The organism is Streptomyces sp. NPDC030165 (genome assembly GCF_055573595.1).
Map to the genome: position 1 here is coordinate 241847 of NZ_JBVIBD010000008.1, position 20524 is coordinate 262370.

A 20524-nucleotide genomic window follows, 5' to 3' on the forward strand; every position below is an offset into this window, starting at 1 on the left:
CCACAACAGAGGCGCCCACCTGAGCCCGCCCCCCAGAGGAAGAAAACCCCCCCCCCAAACCCCCCCCCCCCGACCCCACCCCCCCCCCCCCTCCCCCCCCCCCCCCCCCCGCTTCCGCGTACGGGCTCACTGCTGCGGCGCGGGCTCCGCCTCCGGGGCCGCGCCGAACCGGCGGTCCCGCTTGGCGTATTCGAGACAGGCGTCCCACAGGTTCCGCCGGTCGAAATCCGGCCAGAGAATGTCCTGGAACACCATCTCGGCGTAGGCGCTCTGCCAGATCAGGTAGTTGGACGTGCGCTGCTCGCCCGAGGGCCGCACGAACAGGTCCACGTCCGGCATGTCCGGGTAGTACATGTACTTCGCGACGGTCTTCTCGGTGACCTTCGCCGGGTCCAGCTTCCCGGCCCGCACGTCGGCCGCGATGGCCGCCGCCGCGTCCGCGATCTCCGCCCGGCCGCCGTAATTGACGCAGAAGTACAGCGTTATGACGTCGTTGTCCTTGGTCTGCTCCTGCGCGACCTGGAGCTCCTGGACCACGGACTTCCACAGCTTCGGCATCCGCCCCACCCAGCGGATGCGGATGCCCAGCGCGTCCATCTCGTCCCGGCGGCGGCGGATGACGTCCCGGTTGAAGTTCATCAGGAAGCGGACCTCTTCGGGCGAGCGCTTCCAGTTCTCGGTGGAAAAGGCGTACAGCGACAGGTTCTTGACGCCCATCTCGATGCAGCCCCGCAGCACGTCGAGGACGACGCCCTCGCCGACCTTGTGGCCCTCGGTACGGGGCAGGCCGCGCTCCTTGGCCCAGCGGCCGTTGCCGTCCATGACGATCGCCACGTGGTTCGGGACGAGCTCGCCGGGGATCTTCGGCGGACGCGCGCCGGACGGGTGCGGCTCGGGCGTCTCGTATGTGCGTCGGCCGCGCCCCAGGAATCCGCGTCGTGCCATCCGGTCCACATCTCCTATGCGTAGTGCGTGGTGCGTGCTGCCCTCGTGTCCGGGCCGCCGTTCGTCTCCGGCCGGCGGTCGCCCCCGAACTGCTGAGCCTATCTATTTCTCCACGTACCGCAGCGAGCGCAGCCCGCGCTCCAGGTGCCAGTGCAGGTACGCCGCGACCAGCCCGCTGCCCTCCCGGACGTGCCGGGGTTCGCACGCGTCCGCCGTCGCCCAGTCGCCGGACAGCAGCGCCGCCAGCAGCCCGATGGCCTCGGAGGAGGGTACGACGCTTCCGGGCACCCGGCAGTCGCCGCACACCACGCCGCCCGAGCCCACGGAGAAGAACCGGTTCGGGCCGGGCAGGCCGCACTTGGCGCAGCCGTCGAAGCTGGGAGCGTAGCCGTTGACGGCGAGCGAGCGCAGCAGGAAGGCGTCCAGCACCAGGTGCGGCTCGTGCTCGCCGCGCGCGAGCGTACGCAGCCCGCCGACCAGCAGGAGGTACTGCTGCACGGCCGGTTCGCCCTCGTGGTCGGTGAACCGCTCGGCGGTCTCCAGCATGGCCGTACCGGCGGTGTAGCGGGCGTAGTCCGTGACGATGCCGCCGCCGTACGCGGCGATGGTCTCGCTCTGCGTGCACATCGGCAGGCCGCGCCCGACCAGCTCGCTGCCGCGTGCGTAGAACTGCACGTCGACGTGGGAGAACGGCTCCAGCCGCGCGCCGAACTTGGACTTCGTACGGCGTACGCCCCGGGCCACGGCCCGGACCCGGCCGTGCCCGCGGGTGAGGAAGGTGATGATCCGGTCCGCCTCGCCCAGCTTCTGGGTACGCAGCACAATGCCGTCATCGCGGAACAGACTCATGCCGTCCATTCTCCCGCACCCGGCGGGGACGGCCGTACGGGGGCGGACCCGGCCGCGCGGCCCCGTACGGCCGCCTCAGGACGGTGTACGGGCCGCCGCCAGCAGCCGGGCGGTGTCGTCCGGGCACAGCAGCAGGGCCGCGCCCACGGTGGTCAGGACCTCCCGCTCGGACGGGAGGTACGGGCCGTCGGCAAGGGCGATCCGGGCGCCCTGGAGGAGCAGCGACTCGCGGCCCGCCGGGGCGAGGTGCGGGGCCAGCGGCTCCAGCGCCTCGTGCAGCTCTATGGCCAGCGCCGTACCGCACGGGTCGAGGCCGCCGCCGGGACGGCCGGGGCTCCCGGAGGCGGCGCGGGACAGGGCGCCGTCGTGCGCGCCGGGCAGCCGGCCGGTGTCGGCGGCGAGCGCGGCGAGCAGGGTCAGCAGCTGGTCCTCCGTACAGTCCGCGAAGCCCGCCGCGCGCACCGTACCGACCGCGGTGCTGCGCACCCCGGGCGAGGCCGTGCCGCCGGCGGCCAGCACGGCCAGCGTGACGGTGTGCACGGCGTCCCGGAGCATCGCCGAGAAGCGCGTCGTGGTGGGGTGGTCCAGGGCGTCCAGCGCGAAGTGGCCGCGGCAGGCGGAACACTCGACGACCGGGCCCGCGGTGCCGCGCGGGAGCAGCGGCACACCGAGGACGGTGAGACGCCGGCGGCCGGTCCGCCGGAGGTAGTTGCGGTCCCCGCCGCACTCGGGGCAGAAGAACTCGCCGTCGGCGACGGTGCGCCAGGACGTCCGCACACCCATCACAGCCAGCTTGTGCATCACGTCGACCCTCCGTAACGCTCCGGCATCTTTGCCGCGTTGACGTGATGTTAGCCACATCCGCGATGCGACGTCAGTAGTGCGGACCGGACAAGACGGCCGTTTAAACCGGTTGACCACCCGAGCGCCCCCCGGCGCTCGGCCGAAGAGCCCGGGGACGCTCGGTACATCGCAGGTCACAGCCGGTGTGCGGCCCTGATGCCGGTCCGGCCCGGGGGCCGGGGGCACGGGCCGCACGACGGCCCGGTGATCAGCGGCTCGCGCGGTTGACCGCGGAGACGGCCGCCTTGATCGAGGCGCGCACGATGTTCGCGTCGATGCCGACGCCCCACAGCACCTTGTCGCCGATCGCGCACTCGATGTACGCGGCGGCCTGGGCGCCGACGCCCTCGCTCATCGTGTGCTCGACGTAGTCCAGCAGCCGTACGTCCACGTCGATCGCGTGCAGCGCGTCGAAGAACGCCGCCAGCGGGCCGTTGCCGGTACCGGTCAGGACCGTGTCGGCGCCGTCCACGACCGCCTCGACGGTCAGCGCGTCGGTGCCCTCGGTCGTCGTGGAGGTCTGCGCGCTGCGCAGCGCGATCCGGCCCCAGGCGTTCTCCGGGGTCGGCAGGTACTCGTCCTGGAAGACCGACCAGATCGCGTCCGGCGTGACCTCGCCGCCCTCGGCGTCGGTCTTTTCCTGGATGGTCCTGGAGAACTCGATCTGCATCCGGCGCGGCAGGTCCAGCTTGTGGTCGTTCTTCAGGACGTAGGCGATGCCGCCCTTGCCGGACTGCGAGTTGACGCGGATCACGGCCTCGTACGAGCGGCCGACGTCCTTGGGGTCGATCGGCAGGTACGGGACCGCCCACTCCAGGTCGTCCACGCTCCTGCCCTGCTCCGCGGCCTGCGCGTCCATGGCCTCGAAGCCCTTCTTGATGGCGTCCTGGTGGGAGCCGGAGAAGGCGGTGTAGACCAGATCGCCCGCGTACGGGTGGCGCGGGTGGATCTCCATCTGGTTGCAGTACTCGGCGGTCCGGCGGATCTCGTCGATCTGCGAGAAGTCGATCTGCGGGTCCACGCCCTGGCTGAACAGGTTCATGCCCAGGGTGACCAGGTCCACGTTGCCGGTGCGCTCGCCCTGCCCGAACAGGCAGCCCTCGATACGGTCCGCACCGGCCATGATCGCCAGCTCGGCGGCGGCCACCGCGGTACCGCGGTCGTTGTGCGGGTGCACGGACAGGCAGATGTGCTCACGCCGGGACAGGTTGCGCGACATCCACTCGAAGCGGTCGGCGTGCGTGGAGGGGGTGGAGCGCTCGACGGTGGCCGGCAGGTTCAGGATGATCTCGCGGCCCTCCTCGGGCTGCCAGACGTCCATGACGCCCTCGCAGACCTCCAGGGCGAAGTCCAGCTCGGTGTCGGTGAAGATCTCCGGGCTGTACTGGTAGCCGAAGACCGTCTCCGGGCCCAGGATCTTCTCCGCGTACTCCACGACCAGCCGGGTGCCGTCCACGGCGATCTGCTTGACCTGCTCGCGCGAGCCGCGGAAGACCACCCGGCGAAAGACCGGCGCGGTGGCGTTGTACAGGTGGACGGTGGCCCGGTGGGCGCCGCGCAGCGACTCCACGGTCCGCTCGATCAGCTCCTCGCGGGCCTGCGTCAGGACGGAGATCGTCACGTCCTCGGGGATCGCGCCCTCTTCGATGATCGACCGTACGAAGTCGAAGTCGGTGGCGCCGGACGAGGGGAAGCCGACCTCGATCTCCTTGTAGCCCATCTTCACCAGCAGGTCGAACATCTCGCGCTTGCGGGCCGGCGACATCGGGTCGATCAGCGCCTGGTTGCCGTCGCGCAGGTCCGTGGACAGCCAGCGGGGGGCCTTGGTGATGCGGTTGTCCGGCCAGGTGCGGTCCGGGATGTCGACGGCCTCGTAGGCGCCGTAGCGGTGCACCGGCAGGCCGGAGGGCTTCTGGGTGTGGGTCGCGTTGGTGATGGGCGTGGGGCGGCCGACGGCATTTTCTGCGTTCTGAGCAGGAATCGACGGATTCGTCATGGTGGCGCGGGGCTCCTCGTTTGTCCGCGGGGGCAAGAGGCCGACGGGGCGAAAATCGCAGCACCGAATCCCGCGGGGAGGGGGTCGGCCTTATGACAACAGACCCTCGCCGCGGCAGCTAAGGAGAAGCAGCCCGTAACGCATGATGCACAGCACCCTAGCCGAGGTGACGCGGAATCGGCGGCCCCGTATCACTATGCGGGACCGGGCGGATCTAACCCCTCAAACGCGATCAACCACACGTTTTCAGGAATCATGACGGCAGGGAGTGACACGCCGATGACCCAGTGCCACATTGCCGTGCATGAACCCTGAAGCCACTGAGGCCCACCCGGTCTTCTGCACGATCGTGCCGCCGCACGTCCTCGACACGCTGTCCCAGCTGGAGGACGCGGACCGCTCCCAGCGCGCCCTGCGCACCCTGGAGCACGACGCCCTGCAGCGCACCCGCCGCCGCATCACCACCGTCCGCGGCCTCGGGGCGCCCACCGGCACCCCGTCGGACAAGCCGAACCGCACGATCTACGACGCGAAGCGCCAGGAAGTGCTGCCCGGCAAGAAGGTGCACTCCGAGGCCGACAAGCCCTCGAAGGACGCCTCCGTCAACCGCGCCCACGCGGGCCTCGGCGCCACCTTCGAGCTGTACCTGAAGGTGTACGGCCGGCATTCGATCGACGACGCCGGCCTGCCGCTGAACGCCACCGTCCACTACGGCGAGAACTACGACAACGCCTTCTGGGACGGCCGGCGCATGGTCTTCGGCGACGGCGACAACGACCTGTTCCTGGACTTCACCATCCCCGTCGACGTCATCGGCCACGAACTGACCCACGGCGTCACCCAGCACACCGCCAACCTGGACTACTTCGGCCAGTCCGGCGCGCTCAACGAGTCCATGTCGGACGTCTTCGGCGCCCTGATCAAGCAGTACGCGCTCGGCCAGAACGCCTCCCAGGCCGACTGGCTGATCGGCGCCGGGCTGCTCGGCCCCAACGTCACCGGCGAGGCGCTGCGCTCGATGAAGGCCCCGGGCACCGCGTACGACGACGACGTACTGGGCAAGGACCCACAGCCCGCGACGATGGACAACTACGTCAAGACCTCCCGCGACAACGGCGGCGTGCACATCAACTCCGGCATTCCCAACCACGCCTTCTACCAGCTCGCGACGGCCCTCGGCGGCAACGCGTGGGAACGGGCGGGCAAGGTCTGGTACGCCACGCTGACCGGTGGCGAACTCGACAAGGACGCCCAGTTCGACGACTTCGCACGCCTGACGGTCGCCTCCGCACGCACCTTGTACGGTGAGGGCGATGTCGTGCAGGCCGTCCTGAAGGCATGGTCCCAGGTGGGCGTGCCCACCGGCTGATCCGCCACACTCTGGCCCGTTCTGTCCGTTTCCCCGAGCCCCACTGGGTAGGAAGCCCGTCATGCGGATTCAAGTACGGCGCACCGGCGGCTTCGCCGGCATCGAGCGCCACGCCGAGGTCGACACCTCCGGCCTCCCCGATGCCGCGGAATGGCACGCCCTGGCCGAGCGGGCAGCCGCCGCCGGCCGGGGCACGCCCCCGGTCGGCGTCCCCGACGGTTTCAGCTACCAGATCACCATCGACGGCCACACGGTCTACGCCTCGGACCCCCGCCTCACCGAGGAACAGCGCAAGCTGATCACCAGAGTCCTGAAGGAGGGCAGCTGACCGGTCACCCTTGACCAGAACTCCTGTTTCCTGCACGTCTATTGACACCTTGACGCGGCGGTAACCAGGATCCGGCGCATGGATGTTTCCCGTGTGCCGGAGGGGTTCTCGCCGGGTGTGCTGCCCCGTTTTCCCGCGGGGTTCCTGTGGGGGGTGTCGACGTCCGCGTACCAGATCGAGGGGGCCGTGGACGAGGACGGGCGCGGGCGGTCGGTGTGGGACGCCTTCGTGGAGCGGGGCGGGCGGGTCAAGGACGGGTCGGACGGGCGGGTGGCGACCGGTCACTACCACCGGTACCGGGAGGACGTCGCGCTGATCAAGGAGCTGGGGGCCGGTGCGTACCGGTTCTCGGTGGCCTGGCCGCGGGTGATGCCGGACGGCGGTCCGCGGGTCAACGCGGCGGGGCTGGATTTCTACGACCGGCTGGTCGACGAGCTGTGCGCGGCGGGCGTCCGGCCGGTGCCGACGCTGTTCCACTGGGACACTCCGGAGGCCGTCGAGGCGGCAGGCGGGTGGCTGGAGCGGGACACGGCGCCGCGGTTCGCGGCGTACGCGGATGCGGTGGCGGCGCGCCTCGGGGACCGGGTGGACCGGTGGATCACGCTCAACGAGCCTGCCGAGCTGACACTGTTGGGGTACGGGCTGGGGCAGCACGCGCCGGGCCGGAAGCTGGGGTTCGAGGCGTTGCCCGTGGCGCACCACCTGCTGCTGGGGCACGGGCTGGCCGTGCAGGCGCTGCGGGCGCGGGGCGCGGACAATATCGGGATCGCCAATTCCCACGGGCCGACGTGGGCCGCGTCGGAGTCGGCCGCCGATCAGGAGGCGGCCGGGCTGTACGACCTGCTGCTGAACCGTTTGTTCGCGGAGCCGGTGCTGCTCGGGCGCTACCCGGAGGAAGAGCTGACGGCGGGCCTGCTGTCCGGGGCCGGGCCGCTGGACGCGGATCTGCGGATCATCGGTGAGCCGCTGGACTGGTACGGGGTGAATTACTACCAGCCGACGAAGGTGGGAGCGCCGGCGCCGGAGGGCACCGGGCCGGTCGACTTCGCCGGGATCGAGCTGCCGCCGGGGCTGCCCTTCGCGCCACGGCAGATCAAGGGGTACCCGCTGACGGACTTCGGGTGGCCGGTGGTGCCCGCGGCACTGACCGAGCTGCTCACCGGGTTCCGCGACCGGTACGGCGACCACCTGCCGCCCGTCGTCGTCACCGAGAACGGCTGCTCGTACGAGGGCGTCGAGGACCGGGAGCGGATCGCCTTCCTGGACGCGCACATCCGGGCCGTGCACGACGCGATCGCCGCCGGAGTCGACGTACGCGGCTACTTCGTCTGGTCGCTGCTGGACAACTTCGAGTGGGCGGAAGGGTACGCCCGCAGGTTCGGGCTGGTGCACGTCGATCACGGCACGCTGGCGCGGACACCGAAAGCCTCGTACCACTGGCTGCGGGACGCGCTGCGGGCCCAGCGGTGACCGGCGCGGGGGCCGCGGGCACGCCCGGGGCCCCCGCCGAGCCCGCCGGGCGGGTGGGGCCCGGCTGGACCGCAGCGCTGGCGCTGGCCAACGGGGCGGTCTGGGTCGGCTGGTACGGCCCGATCCAGATCCTGCTGGCCCTCCAGGCCGCCGAGCTGGCGCCGCCGGGTACGCCGAAGGAGTCGGTGCTGGCGTGGGTCACGGGCCTGGGCGCCGCGGTCTCGCTCGTCGCCAACCCGGTCTTCGGCGCGCTGTCGGACCGTACGGCCTCGCGCTTCGGGCGCCGTACGCCGTGGATCGTGGCCGGTGTCCTCGGGGGTGCGGCGGCGCTGTGCCTGCTGGCGGCCGCCCGCGACGTCGCCGTGATGGCGACGGGGTGGTGCCTGGTGCAGCTCGCGCTCAACGCCGCGTTCGCGGCGGTCACCGCCGCCGTACCGGACCGTGTCCCGCACCTCCAGCGCGGCGCGGTGGGCGGCTGGCTGGGCGCGGCGCAGATCCTGGGCGTCGTCGCCGGTACGGGCCTGGCGACCGTCGCGGGCGGCATCACGGCGGGGTATGTGGCCTGCGCCGCGTTCACGGTGCTGGCGACGCTCCCGTACGTGCTGCGCTACCGGGATCTACGGATCGGGCCCGGCGACCGGCCGCCGTTCGCGTGGCGGCCCTTCCTCGCCGGGTTCTGGATCCGCCCGCGCCGCCACCCCGACCTCGCCTGGGCCTGGCTGACCCGCTTCCTGGTCAACCTCGGCAACGCGCTCGCGCTGCTGTACCTGCTCTACTACCTGCGCGACGCGCTGCACCGGCCCCGCCCCGGGGACGGTGTGCTGGTCCTGACCGCCGTCAACGGGGTGACGCTGCTCGCCACCGTCGTCGTCGGTGGGATCTGGTCGGACCGTACGGGCCGCCGCAAACCGTTCGTACTCTGGTCGGGCGTGATCATGGCGGCGGCCACCGCGCTGCTCGCCGGGTGGCAGACCTGGACCGGCGCGCTGGTCGCCGCCGCGCTGCTGGGCGTCGGCTTCGGCGTCTTCACGTCGGTGGACTTCGCCCTGATGACGGACGTGCTGCCGGCCGCCGCCCACCGGGGCCGGGACCTCGGCGTCGTCAACATCGCCAACTCGCTGCCGCAGGTCGCCGCCCCCGCGCTGGCCGCGCCCGTCGTGACGTACCTGGGCGGCTATCGGGTGCTGTACCTGGTCGCGGCGGGCATCGGGCTGGCGGGGGCGCTGCTGGTGCGGCGGATCCGCGGGGTGGAGTGAGGCCCCGGGGATCCTCAGAAGCCGAGCTTGCGAAGCTGCTTCGGGTCGCGCTGCCAGTCCTTGGCGACCTTCACGTGCAGGTCGAGGAAGACCGGCGTGCCGAGCAGCGCCTCGATGTGCTTGCGGGACTTCACGCCGACCTCCTTGAGCCGCTTGCCCTTGGGGCCGATGATGATGCCCTTCTGGCTGGGCCGCTCGATGTAGACGTTGGCGTGGATGTCCAGCAGCGGCTTGTCGGCCGGGCGGTCCTCGCGCGGCAGCATCTCCTCCACCACCACGGCGATGGAGTGCGGCAGCTCGTCCCGTACGCCTTCGAGCGCGGCCTCGCGGATCAGCTCGGCGACCATGACCTGCTCGGGCTCGTCGGTGAGGTCGCCCTCGGGGTAGAGCGGGGGGCTCTCGGGGAGCATCGGGACGAGCAGATCGGCGACCAGCTGCACTTGCTTGTCACCGACCGCGGACACCGGGATGATCTCCGCCCATTCGATGCCCAGTTCCCGGCCGAGCCGGTCGACGGCGAGCAGCTGTTCGGCGAGCTGCTTGGAGTCCACCAGGTCGGTCTTGGTGACGATGGCGATCTTCGGGGTCTTCTTGATCCCGGCCAGCTCACCCGCGATGAAGCGGTCGCCGGGGCCCAGCTTCTGGTCGGCGGGCAGGCAGAAGCCGATCACGTCGACCTCGGCCCAGGTGGTCCGTACGACGTCGTTGAGCCGCTCGCCGAGCAGGGTGCGCGGCTTGTGCAGGCCCGGGGTGTCCACCAGGACGAGCTGGGCGTCCGGCCGGTGCACGATGCCGCGCACGGTGTGCCGGGTGGTCTGCGGGCGGTTGGAGGTGATCGCGACCTTTGTGCCGACCAGAGCGTTCGTGAGCGTCGACTTGCCCGCGTTCGGGCGGCCGACGAAGCACGCGAAGCCGGCGCGGTGCTGGGCGGAGGACTCTGTACGAACGCTCATGGCGCCCATTGTCCCCGATCGGCGGGGGCACGCCGACCACCCGGTCCGGCCGCGGTCGTACGGACCAGATGGGCCGGCCCGGCCTCAGGGTGCGGCCCCCACCCGCTCGGCCCGCGGCCGGCCGGGCGCCCGGCGCGCGTCGAGTCGGTCCCAGAGGGTCAGCATGGGGGTGGCCATCACCGTCGTCACCAGCGCGGTGATCTTCGAGCACCTGGGGCTGTGCCTGCTGGGCGGCGGCACCGCCATCGTCCCGGACCCGCCGCCGGACTTCCCGGAGGTCTTCGCACGGCACCGCATCACCGCCTGCCTGCTGACCGTCCCCCGGCTGCACCACATCCTCGACACGCTGCGCACCGAGGACGCCGCGCACACCGAAGACGCCCCGCAGACGGAAAACACCCCGCTCAGCAACCCCGCCCACACCACGGACCTCACCAGCCTGCGGGCCCTCCTCGTGGCCGGATCTCCCCTGGCGCCCCACCGCCTCGCCGAGGCGGCCGCACGGCTCGGCCCGGTCGTGCACCAGGGCTACAGACAGACCGAGACCGGCATGCTGACCCTGCTCACCCCCGACGACCTGGCCCGATGGCCCGACACGGCGTACGGCTCGGTGGGACGGCCCCTGGACGGGGTGGACATCGACGTGCGGACCCGGCCAACGGGCAGCCGGTCCCCGACGGGGCCGCCGGTGAGATCTGGGTCCGTACCCCCGGAGCGCTGGCCGGATACCGCCACGACGAGGAGGAGACCCGTGCCGTCCTGCGCGACGGCTGGGTGCGCACCCGCGACCTCGGCCGTCTCGACGAGCACGGCTTCCTGCGGCTCACCGGGCGCACCCGTGACGTGATCATCGTCAACGCCGTCCTGCACTACGCAGGCGCGATCGAAGCGGCCCTGGCCCGGCACCCGGACGTCGACCAGGCGTACGTCGTGGGCGCCCCTGACGAGCACACCGGCGAGGCCGCCCACGCGTTCGTCGCATCGACGGCGCAGCGGCACCCCGACCTCGCGGCACTGCGCGCCCACGTCGCCGCGGAACTGGGCCCGGCGAGCGTGCCCGCCACCCTCACCGTCCTACGGGAGGTGCCGGTGGCGACGAGCGGCAAACCGGACAAGAAGGCACTGCTGGCACGGGTGGAGACGGAACAGGCGGCGGAGTGAGGGACCGCCGCCCGTACGACGGCCCCTCAGCCCGCCTGGACCGTGGCCCGCAGCGTCCCGTCCGGACCGGCGACCAGCACCGGCGTCCCGGCGCCGCCGAGGTCCCGTACGGCCGCGCGGTCCTCGTCCGAGGCCGACTCCGCCTCGGTCACCACGGCCGCCGCCTCCAGCGACTGCGCGCCGCTCGCAACGGCCATCGCGACCGCCGTACGCAACGCGCTGAGCTGCAACGACTCCAGGGCGACGGTTCCGGCGACGTACGTGCGCCCGGTCTCGTCACGGACGGCGGCGCCTTCCGGCACCCCGTTGCGGGCCCGCGCGGAACGGGCCAGCGTGATGATCTTGCGGTCTTCCGGGTCCAGCGGTGCGGCTTCGCTCATACGGGCGAGCATATGCGGCGCCCGGGCCGGCGGGCGCGAGGGGGCGTGCGCCCCGGCCGCCGCACCGGCTACGCGCCCTCGAAGTAGGCCGACGGCGTGGTGCCCAGCGCCCGCCGGAACATGGCCGTGAAGGCGCTGGGCGTGGCATAGCCGAGGCCGGTGGCTACGGAGGTGACCGGTGTGCCCCTGGCCAGCAGGGTCACCGCGTGGACGAGCCTGGCCTGCTGCACCCAGCGGGCCGGGCTCAGCCCCGTCGCCGCCCCGAACCTGCGGTGCAGGCTCCGCGGGCTCAGATGGGCGTAGGCCGCGGCGTACGGGGTCGTCCAGTTGTCGCCGGGGCTGCGCCGGATCGCCGCGCACAGGCCGTGCAGCCGCGGATCGTCCGGGGTGGGCAGGTGCAGGGCCGGTACGGGGCGCGGCGCGAGTTCGTGCAGGAGCAGGTCCATCACCGTGCCGTCGCGGCCCCCTACGTCATACTCCAGCGGCAGCCGGGTGGCCTCGTCGATCAGCTCGCGCAGCAGCGGCGGGACGGAGACGACGGTGGGGGCGTCGGGCAGGCGCCAGGCGGACTGCGGCTCGATGTAGAGGGTGCGCATGGCGACCGCGCCCGCGCAGGTCATCGCGTGGGTCAGTCCGGCGGGCACCCACACGCCGCGGGTGGCGGGCACCACCCATACCCCGTGCCCGGTGGCCACCGTGATCGCGCCGGTGGTGCCGTAGATCAGCTGGGCGCGCGGGTGCCGGTGACCGGGAATGTGGTGGCCGTCGGGCAGGTCGCGGGCCATCGCGGCGACCGGCCGGGGGACGTTCTGGTAGTCGTCCCGGTCCTCGCTCTTCCCGTACACGACGCTCCCTTCCCGCCTCGCCCGTCCGTCCGCCTGGCAGGATCTCGACAGGACTTGGCACTACCGCACAAGCCTGCCACGGCGGACCCGTCCTAGCGTCGTCTCATGTGATCGAACCAGCTTCCGCTCCCCCGCGCACCGACCGCCCGCCCCGCTCCGGCCTGACCCGTCCGACAGCGCTGGTGCTCGCCGCGACCAGCGCCGTCACCGCCGCCAACGTCTATCTGAACCAGCCGCTGCTGGGCGCCGCCGCCCACTCGCTCGGGGTGGCCCCGGACGTCCTCGGCGCGGTGCCCACCGCCACCCAGCTCGGCTACGCGGCGGGCATCCTGCTGCTGGTCCCGGCGGGCGACAGCCACGACCGGCGGCGGCTGATCCTGGGCCTCGGTACGGCGTCCGCGCTCGCGCTCGCCGCCTGTGCCGTGGCACCCACCGTGACGTGGCTGGTGGTGGCCGGCTTCGCGGTCGGCCTGCTCTCGCCCGTACCGCAGCTCGTCACGCCGCTCGCCGTGGCCCTGGCCGCGGGCGGCGGCGACGCGAACCGGGGCCGGGTCGTCGGCACCGTGCAGGCCGGTCTGCTGGTCGGGGTGCTGGCGTCCCGCGCGTACTCGGGGGCGCTGGCGGAGCAGGTCGGCTGGCGTGCGGTGTTCGGCTGCTCGTGCGTCCTGACGCTGCTGACCATGCTCGTCCTGAGCCGGGCCCTGCCCCGCGTCCCGGCCGCCGCGTCCGCCCCGTACCGGACGACGCTGGCCTCGCTGCCGCGGCTGTTCGCCGCGCACCCGCTGGTCCGGCGGATCACCGTGTCCGGCGCGCTGGTGGGTATCGCGTTCGGCGCGTTCTGGACGACGCTGACGTTCCTGCTGGAGCGGCAGTACGGGTACGGGTCGACCGGGATCGGCCTGTTCGGGCTGGTGGCCGCGGCGAGCGCGCTGGCCTCGCCGTACGCCGGACGGCTGGCCGACCGGCTCGGGCGGCGGGGCGCGCTCGCGGCGCTGATCGGCCTGGTGATCGTGGGCTGGCTGTTCCTGCTGCCCGGCGGCAGCGCCCTGGCCTGGCTGCTGGCGGGTGTGGTCGTGCTGGACGTCGGGGTCTGGGGCAGCCAGGCCGCCTCACAGACGGCGCTGTTCAGCCTTGACCCCACCGTGCACAGCCGCCTCAACACCCTCTACTTCACCCTGCGGTTCCTGGGCATCGCCGTCGGATCGCTGGCCGGCACGGTGGCGTGGTCGGGCGGCGGCTGGCCCGCCGTGGTGCTCACCGGGACCACCACGGCGCTCGCCGGACTGCTCGTCGCGGTCGGCCCCGACCGGCCGGCACTCCGCCGCCGTCAGTCCTGACCGGCTGCGTCGTCCCCGCCTCTGACCGGCTCGCAGAGCACCGTGACGATCTTGTTGCGGCGGCCGGCCGGAGCCTCCGCGGTCAGCCGCAGCGCCTTCGGCGACAGGGCGGAGGCGTTCTCGCTGAGATCGATCTCGGCCGTGGCGCCCGCGATCGGGACCCGGCCCAGATGCTTGGCGAGCAGCCCGCCGACCGTCTCCACGTCCTCGTCGTCCAGCTCCGCGAAGCCGTACAGCTCGCCGAGGTCGCCGATGTCCAGGCGGGCGGTGACGCGGTAGCGGCCGTCGCCCAGGTCCTCCACGGGCGGCAGCTCCCGGTCGTACTCGTCGGTGATCTCGCCGACGATCTCCTCCAGGATGTCCTCGATCGTCACGATGCCGGCCGTGCCGCCGTACTCGTCGATGACGACCGCGACGTGATTGCGGTCCTGCTGCATCTCGCGCAGCAGGTCACCGGCGTTCTTCGTGTCCGGCACGAAGACGGCCGGCCGCATCGCCGTGGAGACCAGCTCCGTCTCCGCGTCCCGGCTGATGTGCACCTTGCGCGCGAGGTCCTTGACATACACGATGCCGACCACGTCGTCCTCGTTCTCGCCGGTCACCGGGATGCGGGAGAAGCCGGAGCGCAGCGCGAGGGTCAGCGCCTGGCGGATGGTCTTGAACCGCTCGACCGAGATCAGGTCCGTGCGCGGCACCATCACCTCCCGTACGAGGGTGTCGCCGAGCTGGAAGACGGAGTGCACCATACGGCGCTCCTCGTCCTCGATCAGCGACTCCTTCTCCGCGAGGTCCACCAGCGAGCGCAGCTCGGCCTCCGAAGCGAAGGGCCCCTGGCGGAAGCCCTTGCCGGGGGTCAGCGCGTTGCCCAGGAGGATCAGCAGCCGCGGGACCGGGCCCATGATCCGGGCCAGCGGCAGCAGCACGTACGCCGCGGCGGTGGCGGTGTTCAGCGGGTGCTGGCGGCCGATCGTACGGGGCGAGACGCCGACGGCGACGTACGAGACCAGCACCATCACCGCGATGGACACGGTCAGCGCCTGCCAGGTCTCCTCGAAGGAGCGCAGGCAGGCGTACGTCACCAGCACGCCGGCCGCCATCTCGCAGCCGACGCGCACCAGCAGCGCGACATTCAGGTAGCGGACCGGGTCGGCGGCGACGGCGGCCAGTTTGGCGCTGCCCCGCCGCCCGGACCGCACGGCTTCCTCGGCACGGAAGCTCGTCGTCCGGGCGAGACCCGCCTCGGCACAGGCCGCGAGCCACGCGACGACGACGAGGAGCACCGCGACCGCGATCAGCTGGGTGGTCACCGGATCTCCCGCCGTCAGGTGACGGTCGGGGCCGGGGAGGGGCCGGTCAGCCCGCGCTCGGCACGCCAGCCGTCGATGATCGCCGCCTGGAGGCCGAACATCTCGGCCTTCTCCGAGGGCTCCTCGTGGTCGTACCCGAGCAGGTGCAGGACGCCGTGCACGGTCAGCAGCTGGAGCTCCTCGTCCATGCTGTGCCGCGTCGGCGCCTCCTCCCCCTGCTTCTTGGCGACCTCCGGGCACAGCACGATGTCCCCGAGGAGCCCCTGCGGGGGCTCCTCGTCGTCCTTGGCCGGCGGACGCAGCTCGTCCATCGGGAAGGACATGACATCGGTCGGACCCGGCAGGTCCATCCACTGGAGGTGGAGCTGTTCCATGGCGTCGGCGTCCACGACGATGACCGACAGCTCGGAGAGCGGGTGGATGCGCATCCGGGCCACGGCGTAACGGGCGACGTCCAGGATCGCCTGCTCGTCGATGTCCGTTCCGGACTCGTTGTTGACGTCGATCGACATGTAGTGCTGCTTCTCGTTTCTCAGGTTCGCCGGCCGTTTTGGCTGTTCTGGCTGTCGTACTTCTCGTACGCGTCGACAATACGGCCGACCAGCTTGTGCCGGACGACATCCTGGCTGCTCAGCCGCGAGAAGTGCACGTCGTCCAGTCCCTCCAGGATCTCCTGGACCTGCCGCAGACCGCTCTTCGTACCGCCGGGGAGGTCGATCTGCGTGACGTCACCGGTGATGACGATCTTCGAGTCGAACCCGAGGCGGGTGAGGAACATCTTCATCTGCTCGGGGCTGGTGTTCTGCGCCTCGTCGAGGATGATGAAGGCGTCGTTGAGGGTGTTGTGCGTCAGCAGGTAGTCCTGTGTGACGTACAGCGAGTCCTCGGCCGCCACCTGGATGCACACCGTTTCCTCGCGCCCCGCGGGTTCGATGGAGTCGATGAACCGCATCGGACGTCCGCCGCCCCCGGCCGCGTGGTACTTCTCGGCCTTGCGGGCGAGGCGGAAGGGCTCGATGCCTTCGGGGAGGCGGATGTCGACGGTGTGCGCGTCCCGGTGGTAGCCGCCACGAGCCGTCCCTTGGTTGCGGCCTTCGGCCGCCCGGCGGCGGCTGTGGGCGACGCCGCCCAGCGACTGGACCAGCGCGATGACGTCGTCGCGGAGCAGGGCCGACGTCGTCGTGTACTGGATGCGGCAGGTCCGGTCGGCCTGCGGCACCGGGCCGCCGTCGGAGTCGAGCAGCCCCTGAAGGACGGCGAGCCGGACCTCCGCGGAGTTCTGGAGGTAGTCGTCCGGCACGGACTTCGAGTCCGAACTGGTGCCGAGCAGGTCCAGGGCCCGCAGAGCGCCCGTGACCGGGTTCTGCGACGTCACGACGTCGCCCGGCGCCCCGACGCGGTCGAGCGCGTGGTCGACGCCGCCCTTCCGCCGGACGGACACACCGGGCAGCGCCGCGCCGAGCGCGGTGGCCGGTTCCAGGTCATCGGTGGCGAACGAAGGCGTCGTACCGCCCGTGAGGCAGCCGTCACCGAGCAGCAGCCCCAGCGCATACGGCTCCATGGGAACGGAGCGCTCGGGGAAGCAGACCGGCGCCGTGAGCAGCGGCAGCTCGTAGCGGCGGGCGTGCGCCGCGCGGAGGTCGCCGACCATCTCCTGGGTCTCCAGGACCCGCCACGGCTCGTCCCGTCGCTCGTCCGACGCGGTGCGGACCGTCCACAGGTGCTCGCCGCAGCACAGGGTCCAGGAACCGTCCTGTGCGGTGACGCGGTAGATGTCCTTCTCGCCCTGCGGGTAGACGCCGAGGACCGGGGTGGGCTCGCCGTTCGACCCGATGACGAGGTCGCCCACCTGGAGATCGCCGATGGGGCGCCAGCCGTCCGGGGTCAGGACGTTTGTGAAGATCGGTTGCGCTCTGCCACGCATGTAGGCCAGCGGCGCCACCTCGATCGTCCCCGCCGCCATCAGCCGCGGGATCGAGTCCGGGTCGAGCATGTCGTGCAGGGCGTCGTACAGGGGGCGCAGGTACGGGTCGATCTTCTCGTAGAGGGTGCCGGGCAGGAAGCCCAGACGTTCGCCGGCCTCTACCGCGGGGCGGGTCAGGATGATGCGGTTGACCTGCTTGGACTGCAGGGCCTGCACCGCCTTGGCCATGGCGAGGTAGGTCTTGCCCGTGCCGGCGGGGCCGATGCCGAAGACGACCGTGTGCTGGTCGATGGCGTCGACGTAGCGCTTCTGGTTCAGGGTCTTGGGGCGGATCGTGCGGCCGCGGTTGGACAGGATGTTCTGGGTGAGCACCTCGGCGGGGGTCTCGTTCGCCGCGCCGTCGCCGTCACCGGCCGTGCGCAGCATGGCGATGGAGCGTTCCACCGCGTCCTCGGTCATCGGCTGTCCGGTGCGCAGGACCAGCATCATCTCGTCGAAGAGGCGCTGGATGAGAGCGACTTCCGCGGCGTCGCCGACCGCCCGGATCTCGTTGCCCCGTACGTGAATGTCGGTGGCCGGGAAGGCGTTCTCGATGACCCGCAGCAGGGCGTCGCCGGATCCCAGGACGGTCACCATCGGGTGCTTGGCGGGGACGGTGAACTGGGCGTGCGCCTGCGGTCGTGTAGGTGTCTGAGTCATGGGCCGGCTCTCTGGCCTGCTCATCCCCCATTCGTTGCGCTGCAAAGGCGGTGCCCGGCAGCTCGGCTCCTTGGGGTACCCAGGGTACGACGGTGCACTGACAAGCCCGAAGCCTTTTCCGGCGCTCTGCTGTTCCTGTGTTCCTCCGGTGACGGGGCGCTCACGGCCGCGTGTCCCGCGCGTGTCCGGATGTTCACGCGGGGGGCTGTCACGCGGGGGTGTCCCGCGGAAAGTTTCAGGCGGGGCGGCGGAACCCGAGCGTCGGCAGGGCGCGGGCCAGCGGCCAGGTGCGGTCGGCGGTGGGCAGCAGCGCGTCCAGGAAGGCGTACCGGCGGCGCAGCGCGGCCGCGTCCCGGGCGCAGGCCGACGACGCGGCGCCGCCGTCCGATGGCCGTCCGTACGCCTCCGCCTCGACGACCCGCCGCCACCAGGCCGCGATCTCCACCCAGCCCGGCGCGGACAGCGAGCCACCGAATTCCTGGACGGACAGCGCGGCGGTCAGCCCCGCGAAGGCGAGCCGGTCGGCCAGCGGCCAGCCGGCCAGCGAGCCGGTGACGAAGCCCGCCACGAAGACGTCGCCCGCGCCGGTCGGGTCCATGGCCTCCACCGCGATGGCGGGCACCTCGGCGGTCTCGCCGGTCCGCCCGTCCACCGCGTACGCGCCCTCGGCACCCAGTGTGACCACGGCGATCGGCACCCGGTCGGCCAGCTTGCGGGCGGCGGCGCGCGGGCAGTCCAGACGGGTGTAGCGCATCGCCTCCTCCGCATTGGGCAGGAAGGCCTCGCAGTGCTCCAGCTCGGCGAGGTCGGCCGGGTCCCAGCGGCCGGAGTCGTCCCAGCCCACGTCCGCGAAGATGCGGCTGCCGCGGTGGGCCGCGCAGCCGAGCCAGCCCTCGGGGCGGCCCGGCTCCAGCGAGGCGACGCAGGCCCGCGACGGCGGCGGGCAGCCCGGCGCGTGCTTGCCGTCGAAGGCGGTGCGGGCGGGGCCGCTGGGCGCTTCGTGGCCGTGCGAGACCATCGTGCGCTCGCCCTCGTACGCCATGGAGACGGTGACCGGTGAGTGCCAGCCCGCGACGGTGCGCGACAGCGACAGGTCGACGTGCTCGCCGCGCTCCAGCGCCTCCCAGCAGTACTCGCCGTACATGTCGTCGCCGAAGGCCGCGGCGAGCGAGGTGCGCAGGCCCAGGCGGGCCAGCGCGGTGGCCATGTTGGCGACGCCGCCGGGGCTGGAGCCCATGCCGCGCGCCCAGGACTCCGTACCGCGTACGGGAGCGGAGTCCAGGCCGGTGAAGATGATGTCCAGGAAGACCGTGCCGGTGAGGTAGACGTCGGTGGCCGGGTCGTCGCCGGTCCGTACGGCGGCCAGCGGGTCGAGCGCGGGCGCGGGGCCCGGCGGGACGTGGCTGACCGGACCGCTGCCGGTGGTCCGCTGGACATCGTGTGCGCTCACCGTGCCTGCCCCTCTCGTCCGTGCGCGTGACGCCAGTCTGCCCGACGCTGCGGTACGTTCCGGCCCATGAGGCTCACGATTTTGGGCGGCGGGGGTTTCCGGGTACCGCTCGTGCACCGCGCGCTGCTGGACGATCCCGCGCAGGCCGTCACCGAAGTGACCCTGTACGACACCGACCCGCGGCGGGTGGCCGTGATCTCCTCCGTACTCACCCGCCAGGCCGAGATGCGGACCGGTCCGGGGAAGCCGTCCCCGGTCCGTGTACGGATCGCCGACTCGCTCGACGACGCGCTGCGCGGCACCGACTTCGTCTTCTCCGCGATCCGTGTCGGCGGCACCGCGGGCCGCATCGCGGACGAGCGGATTCCGCTGGACGCGGGGGTGCTGGGCCAGGAGACGGTGGGCGCGGGCGGTGTGCTGTACGGGCTGCGCACGGTGCCCGTCGCGCTGCGTATCGCCGAGCGGGTGGCGGCGCTCGCGCCGGACGCCTGGGTCGTCAACTTCACCAATCCTGCCGGGATCGTCACCGAGGCGATGGCGCAGGTGCTGGGCGAGCGGGTGATCGGCATCTGTGACTCGCCGGTCGGGCTGGTGCGGCGCGCCGCGCGGGCGGCGGGCGCCGATCCGGACCGGGTGACGTACGACTACACCGGCCTCAACCACCTCGGCTGGCTGCGCTCCTTGACCGCCGAGGACGGTACGGACCTGCTGGGGCCCCTGCTGTCCGATCCGGACGCGCTCACCTCCTTCGAGGAGGGCAAGCTCTTCGGCGCCGGCTGGCTGCGCGCGCTGGGCTCCATCCCCAACGAGTACCTGCACTATTACTACTTCCGCCGCGAGACGCTCGCCTCTGTGCGGAACGCGTCCGAGACCCGCGGGGAGTTCCTGGACCAGCAGCAGGGCGGCTTCTTCCAAGCGGCGTCCGGCGTCTCCGCCGAGGAGGCGTACGCGCTCTGGGACCGCACCTTGCGGGAACGCGAGGAGACGTACATGGCCGACAGCCGGGAGGCGTCCGGCGGCTGGCAGCGTGACACCTGCGACCTGGAGGGCGGCGGATACGACCAGGTGGCACTGGCCGTCATGCGCGCCGTCGCGGGCGACCGGCACGCGCGCCTCATCCTGAACGTACGCAACGGTACGGCCGTGCCGCAGCTCGCGCCCGAGGCGATCATCGAGACGGTGTGCGAGGTGGACGCGCAGGGCGCGCGGCCGCTGCCGTGCGCGCCCCTGCGCGAGGACCAGCTCGGCCTGATGCTCCAGCTCAAGGCCGTCGAACTGGCGACGATCGAGGCGGCGGAGTTCAAGGACCGGGACGCGGCGCTGCGCGCGATGGCGCTGCATCCGCTGGTGGACTCGTCGGCGGTGGCCGCCCGCATCCTGGAGCGGGCGGCCACGCTCTGACGTCCTCAGAG

At 72.2% G+C, this 20524-nt stretch carries 19 protein-coding genes; 8 read left to right on the forward strand and 11 right to left on the reverse strand.

The features are described from left to right. Window positions 1-126 precede the first annotated feature (126 nt). The 4 genes from ACZ4Z1_RS17795 to leuA all read right to left on the reverse strand — a co-directional run bounded on the left by ACZ4Z1_RS17795 (window position 127) and on the right by leuA (window position 4633). On the reverse strand, window positions 127-945 hold the full coding sequence (locus ACZ4Z1_RS17795) for an isoprenyl transferase (RefSeq protein ID WP_468487523.1): 819 nt from the start codon (window positions 943-945) through the stop codon (window positions 127-129). A 102-nt stretch (window positions 946-1047) separates the two neighbouring features. Continuing rightward, the gene (gene recO, locus ACZ4Z1_RS17800) at window positions 1048-1794 is read right to left on the reverse strand and encodes a DNA repair protein RecO (protein ID WP_125047120.1); all 747 of its coding nucleotides are present in this window, start codon (window positions 1792-1794) and stop codon (window positions 1048-1050) included. A 75-nt stretch (window positions 1795-1869) separates the two neighbouring features. Beyond that, window positions 1870-2595: a TerB family tellurite resistance protein gene (locus ACZ4Z1_RS17805; RefSeq protein ID WP_365834803.1), complete on the reverse strand. Its 726-nt coding sequence runs from the start codon at window positions 2593-2595 to the stop codon at window positions 1870-1872. A 250-nt stretch (window positions 2596-2845) separates the two neighbouring features. After that, window positions 2846-4633, reverse strand: a complete 1788-nt coding sequence (gene leuA / locus ACZ4Z1_RS17810; protein ID WP_468487524.1) for a 2-isopropylmalate synthase — start codon at window positions 4631-4633, stop codon at window positions 2846-2848. A 304-nt stretch (window positions 4634-4937) separates the two neighbouring features. On the opposite strand from leuA, the gene ACZ4Z1_RS17815 reads away from it, so the two are divergent. The 4 genes from ACZ4Z1_RS17815 (at window position 4938) to ACZ4Z1_RS17830 (ending at window position 9056) form a co-directional block, all read left to right on the forward strand. Next, complete coding sequence (locus ACZ4Z1_RS17815) at window positions 4938-6002, forward strand: M4 family metallopeptidase (protein WP_468487525.1); 1065 nt, start codon at window positions 4938-4940, stop codon at window positions 6000-6002. Between the two features lie 61 nt (window positions 6003-6063). Next, window positions 6064-6330 carry a protealysin inhibitor emfourin gene (locus ACZ4Z1_RS17820; RefSeq protein WP_468487526.1) on the forward strand — a complete coding sequence of 89 codons (267 nt, stop codon included), beginning with the start codon at window positions 6064-6066 and terminating at the stop codon, window positions 6328-6330. 78 nt (window positions 6331-6408) lie between these two features. Beyond that, window positions 6409-7800, forward strand: a complete 1392-nt coding sequence (locus ACZ4Z1_RS17825) for a GH1 family beta-glucosidase (protein ID WP_468487527.1) — start codon at window positions 6409-6411, stop codon at window positions 7798-7800. Next, window positions 7797-9056, forward strand: a complete 1260-nt coding sequence (locus ACZ4Z1_RS17830) for an MFS transporter (protein ID WP_468487528.1) — start codon at window positions 7797-7799, stop codon at window positions 9054-9056. Before ACZ4Z1_RS17825 ends, ACZ4Z1_RS17830 begins: the two co-directional genes overlap by 4 nt. Before the next feature lie 14 nt (window positions 9057-9070). Here the strand turns inward: ACZ4Z1_RS17830 and era are convergent, their stop codons facing one another. Beyond that, window positions 9071-10018: a GTPase Era gene (gene era / locus ACZ4Z1_RS17835; protein ID WP_468487529.1), complete on the reverse strand. Its 948-nt coding sequence runs from the start codon at window positions 10016-10018 to the stop codon at window positions 9071-9073. Window positions 10019-10172: 154 nt separating this feature from the next. Between era and ACZ4Z1_RS17840 the strand changes: the two genes are divergently transcribed. Both ACZ4Z1_RS17840 and ACZ4Z1_RS17845 read left to right on the forward strand, forming a co-directional pair. Beyond that, the gene (locus ACZ4Z1_RS17840; RefSeq protein ID WP_468487530.1) at window positions 10173-10856 is read left to right on the forward strand and encodes an AMP-binding protein; all 684 of its coding nucleotides are present in this window, start codon (window positions 10173-10175) and stop codon (window positions 10854-10856) included. After that, window positions 10784-11170 (forward strand): AMP-binding enzyme, encoded by a 387-nt coding sequence (locus tag ACZ4Z1_RS17845; protein WP_468487531.1) that lies wholly within the window; start codon window positions 10784-10786, stop codon window positions 11168-11170. Before ACZ4Z1_RS17840 ends, ACZ4Z1_RS17845 begins: the two co-directional genes overlap by 73 nt. Before the next feature lie 26 nt (window positions 11171-11196). On the opposite strand, the gene ACZ4Z1_RS17850 is transcribed toward ACZ4Z1_RS17845, so the two are convergent. Further along, a complete protein-coding gene (locus tag ACZ4Z1_RS17850) occupies window positions 11197-11550 on the reverse strand; it encodes a cytidine deaminase (protein WP_468487532.1) in 354 nt (117 codons plus the stop codon). A 68-nt stretch (window positions 11551-11618) separates the two neighbouring features. Beyond that, window positions 11619-12395 carry a helix-turn-helix domain-containing protein gene (locus ACZ4Z1_RS17855; RefSeq protein ID WP_468487533.1) on the reverse strand — a complete coding sequence of 259 codons (777 nt, stop codon included), beginning with the start codon at window positions 12393-12395 and terminating at the stop codon, window positions 11619-11621. A gap of 107 nt (window positions 12396-12502) precedes the next feature. On the opposite strand from ACZ4Z1_RS17855, the gene ACZ4Z1_RS17860 reads away from it, so the two are divergent. Next, window positions 12503-13732, forward strand: coding sequence for an MFS transporter (locus ACZ4Z1_RS17860; RefSeq protein WP_468487534.1), 1230 nt, complete (start codon window positions 12503-12505; stop codon window positions 13730-13732). Here the strand turns inward: ACZ4Z1_RS17860 and ACZ4Z1_RS17865 are convergent. The 4 genes from ACZ4Z1_RS17865 to ACZ4Z1_RS17880 all read right to left on the reverse strand — a co-directional run bounded on the left by ACZ4Z1_RS17865 (window position 13723) and on the right by ACZ4Z1_RS17880 (window position 19112). Next, window positions 13723-15039, reverse strand: a complete 1317-nt coding sequence (locus ACZ4Z1_RS17865) for a hemolysin family protein (protein WP_468487535.1) — start codon at window positions 15037-15039, stop codon at window positions 13723-13725. The two genes, ACZ4Z1_RS17860 and ACZ4Z1_RS17865, sit on opposite strands and share 10 nt — an antisense overlap. 14 nt (window positions 15040-15053) lie before the next feature. Then, a complete protein-coding gene (gene ybeY / locus ACZ4Z1_RS17870; protein ID WP_003984339.1) occupies window positions 15054-15551 on the reverse strand; it encodes an rRNA maturation RNase YbeY in 498 nt (165 codons plus the stop codon). A 20-nt stretch (window positions 15552-15571) separates the two neighbouring features. Then, on the reverse strand, window positions 15572-17662 hold the full coding sequence (locus ACZ4Z1_RS17875) for a PhoH family protein (protein ID WP_468487536.1): 2091 nt from the start codon (window positions 17660-17662) through the stop codon (window positions 15572-15574). 235 nt (window positions 17663-17897) lie between these two features. Next, window positions 17898-19112 (reverse strand): carbohydrate kinase family protein, encoded by a 1215-nt coding sequence (locus tag ACZ4Z1_RS17880; RefSeq protein ID WP_468487537.1) that lies wholly within the window; start codon window positions 19110-19112, stop codon window positions 17898-17900. Window positions 19113-19178: 66 nt separating this feature from the next. Here ACZ4Z1_RS17880 and ACZ4Z1_RS17885 point away from each other — a divergent pair, with 66 nt between their 5' ends. Continuing rightward, window positions 19179-20513, forward strand: a complete 1335-nt coding sequence (locus ACZ4Z1_RS17885; protein WP_468487538.1) for a family 4 glycosyl hydrolase — start codon at window positions 19179-19181, stop codon at window positions 20511-20513. The last annotated feature ends 11 nt before the right edge of the window (window positions 20514-20524 follow it).

Excerpts from the sequence above, each read along its gene's own strand:
- ACZ4Z1_RS17795 (WP_468487523.1), bottom strand. The coding sequence starts at position 945 with ATGGCACGACGCGGATTCCTGGGGCGCGGCCGACGCACATACGAGACG.
- recO (WP_125047120.1), bottom strand. The coding sequence starts at position 1,794 with ATGAGTCTGTTCCGCGATGACGGCATTGTGCTGCGTACCCAGAAGCTG.
- ACZ4Z1_RS17805 (WP_365834803.1), bottom strand. The coding sequence starts at position 2,595 with ATGCACAAGCTGGCTGTGATGGGTGTGCGGACGTCCTGGCGCACCGTC.
- leuA (WP_468487524.1), bottom strand. The coding sequence starts at position 4,633 with ATGACGAATCCGTCGATTCCTGCTCAGAACGCAGAAAATGCCGTCGGC.
- ACZ4Z1_RS17815 (WP_468487525.1), top strand. The coding sequence starts at position 4,938 with ATGAACCCTGAAGCCACTGAGGCCCACCCGGTCTTCTGCACGATCGTG.
- ACZ4Z1_RS17820 (WP_468487526.1), top strand. The coding sequence starts at position 6,064 with ATGCGGATTCAAGTACGGCGCACCGGCGGCTTCGCCGGCATCGAGCGC.
- ACZ4Z1_RS17825 (WP_468487527.1), top strand. The coding sequence starts at position 6,409 with ATGGATGTTTCCCGTGTGCCGGAGGGGTTCTCGCCGGGTGTGCTGCCC.
- era (WP_468487529.1), bottom strand. The coding sequence starts at position 10,018 with ATGGGCGCCATGAGCGTTCGTACAGAGTCCTCCGCCCAGCACCGCGCC.
- ACZ4Z1_RS17840 (WP_468487530.1), top strand. The coding sequence starts at position 10,173 with ATGGGGGTGGCCATCACCGTCGTCACCAGCGCGGTGATCTTCGAGCAC.
- ACZ4Z1_RS17850 (WP_468487532.1), bottom strand. The coding sequence starts at position 11,550 with ATGAGCGAAGCCGCACCGCTGGACCCGGAAGACCGCAAGATCATCACG.
- ybeY (WP_003984339.1), bottom strand. The coding sequence starts at position 15,551 with ATGTCGATCGACGTCAACAACGAGTCCGGAACGGACATCGACGAGCAG.
- ACZ4Z1_RS17875 (WP_468487536.1), bottom strand. The coding sequence starts at position 17,662 with ATGACTCAGACACCTACACGACCGCAGGCGCACGCCCAGTTCACCGTC.
- ACZ4Z1_RS17885 (WP_468487538.1), top strand. The coding sequence starts at position 19,179 with ATGAGGCTCACGATTTTGGGCGGCGGGGGTTTCCGGGTACCGCTCGTG.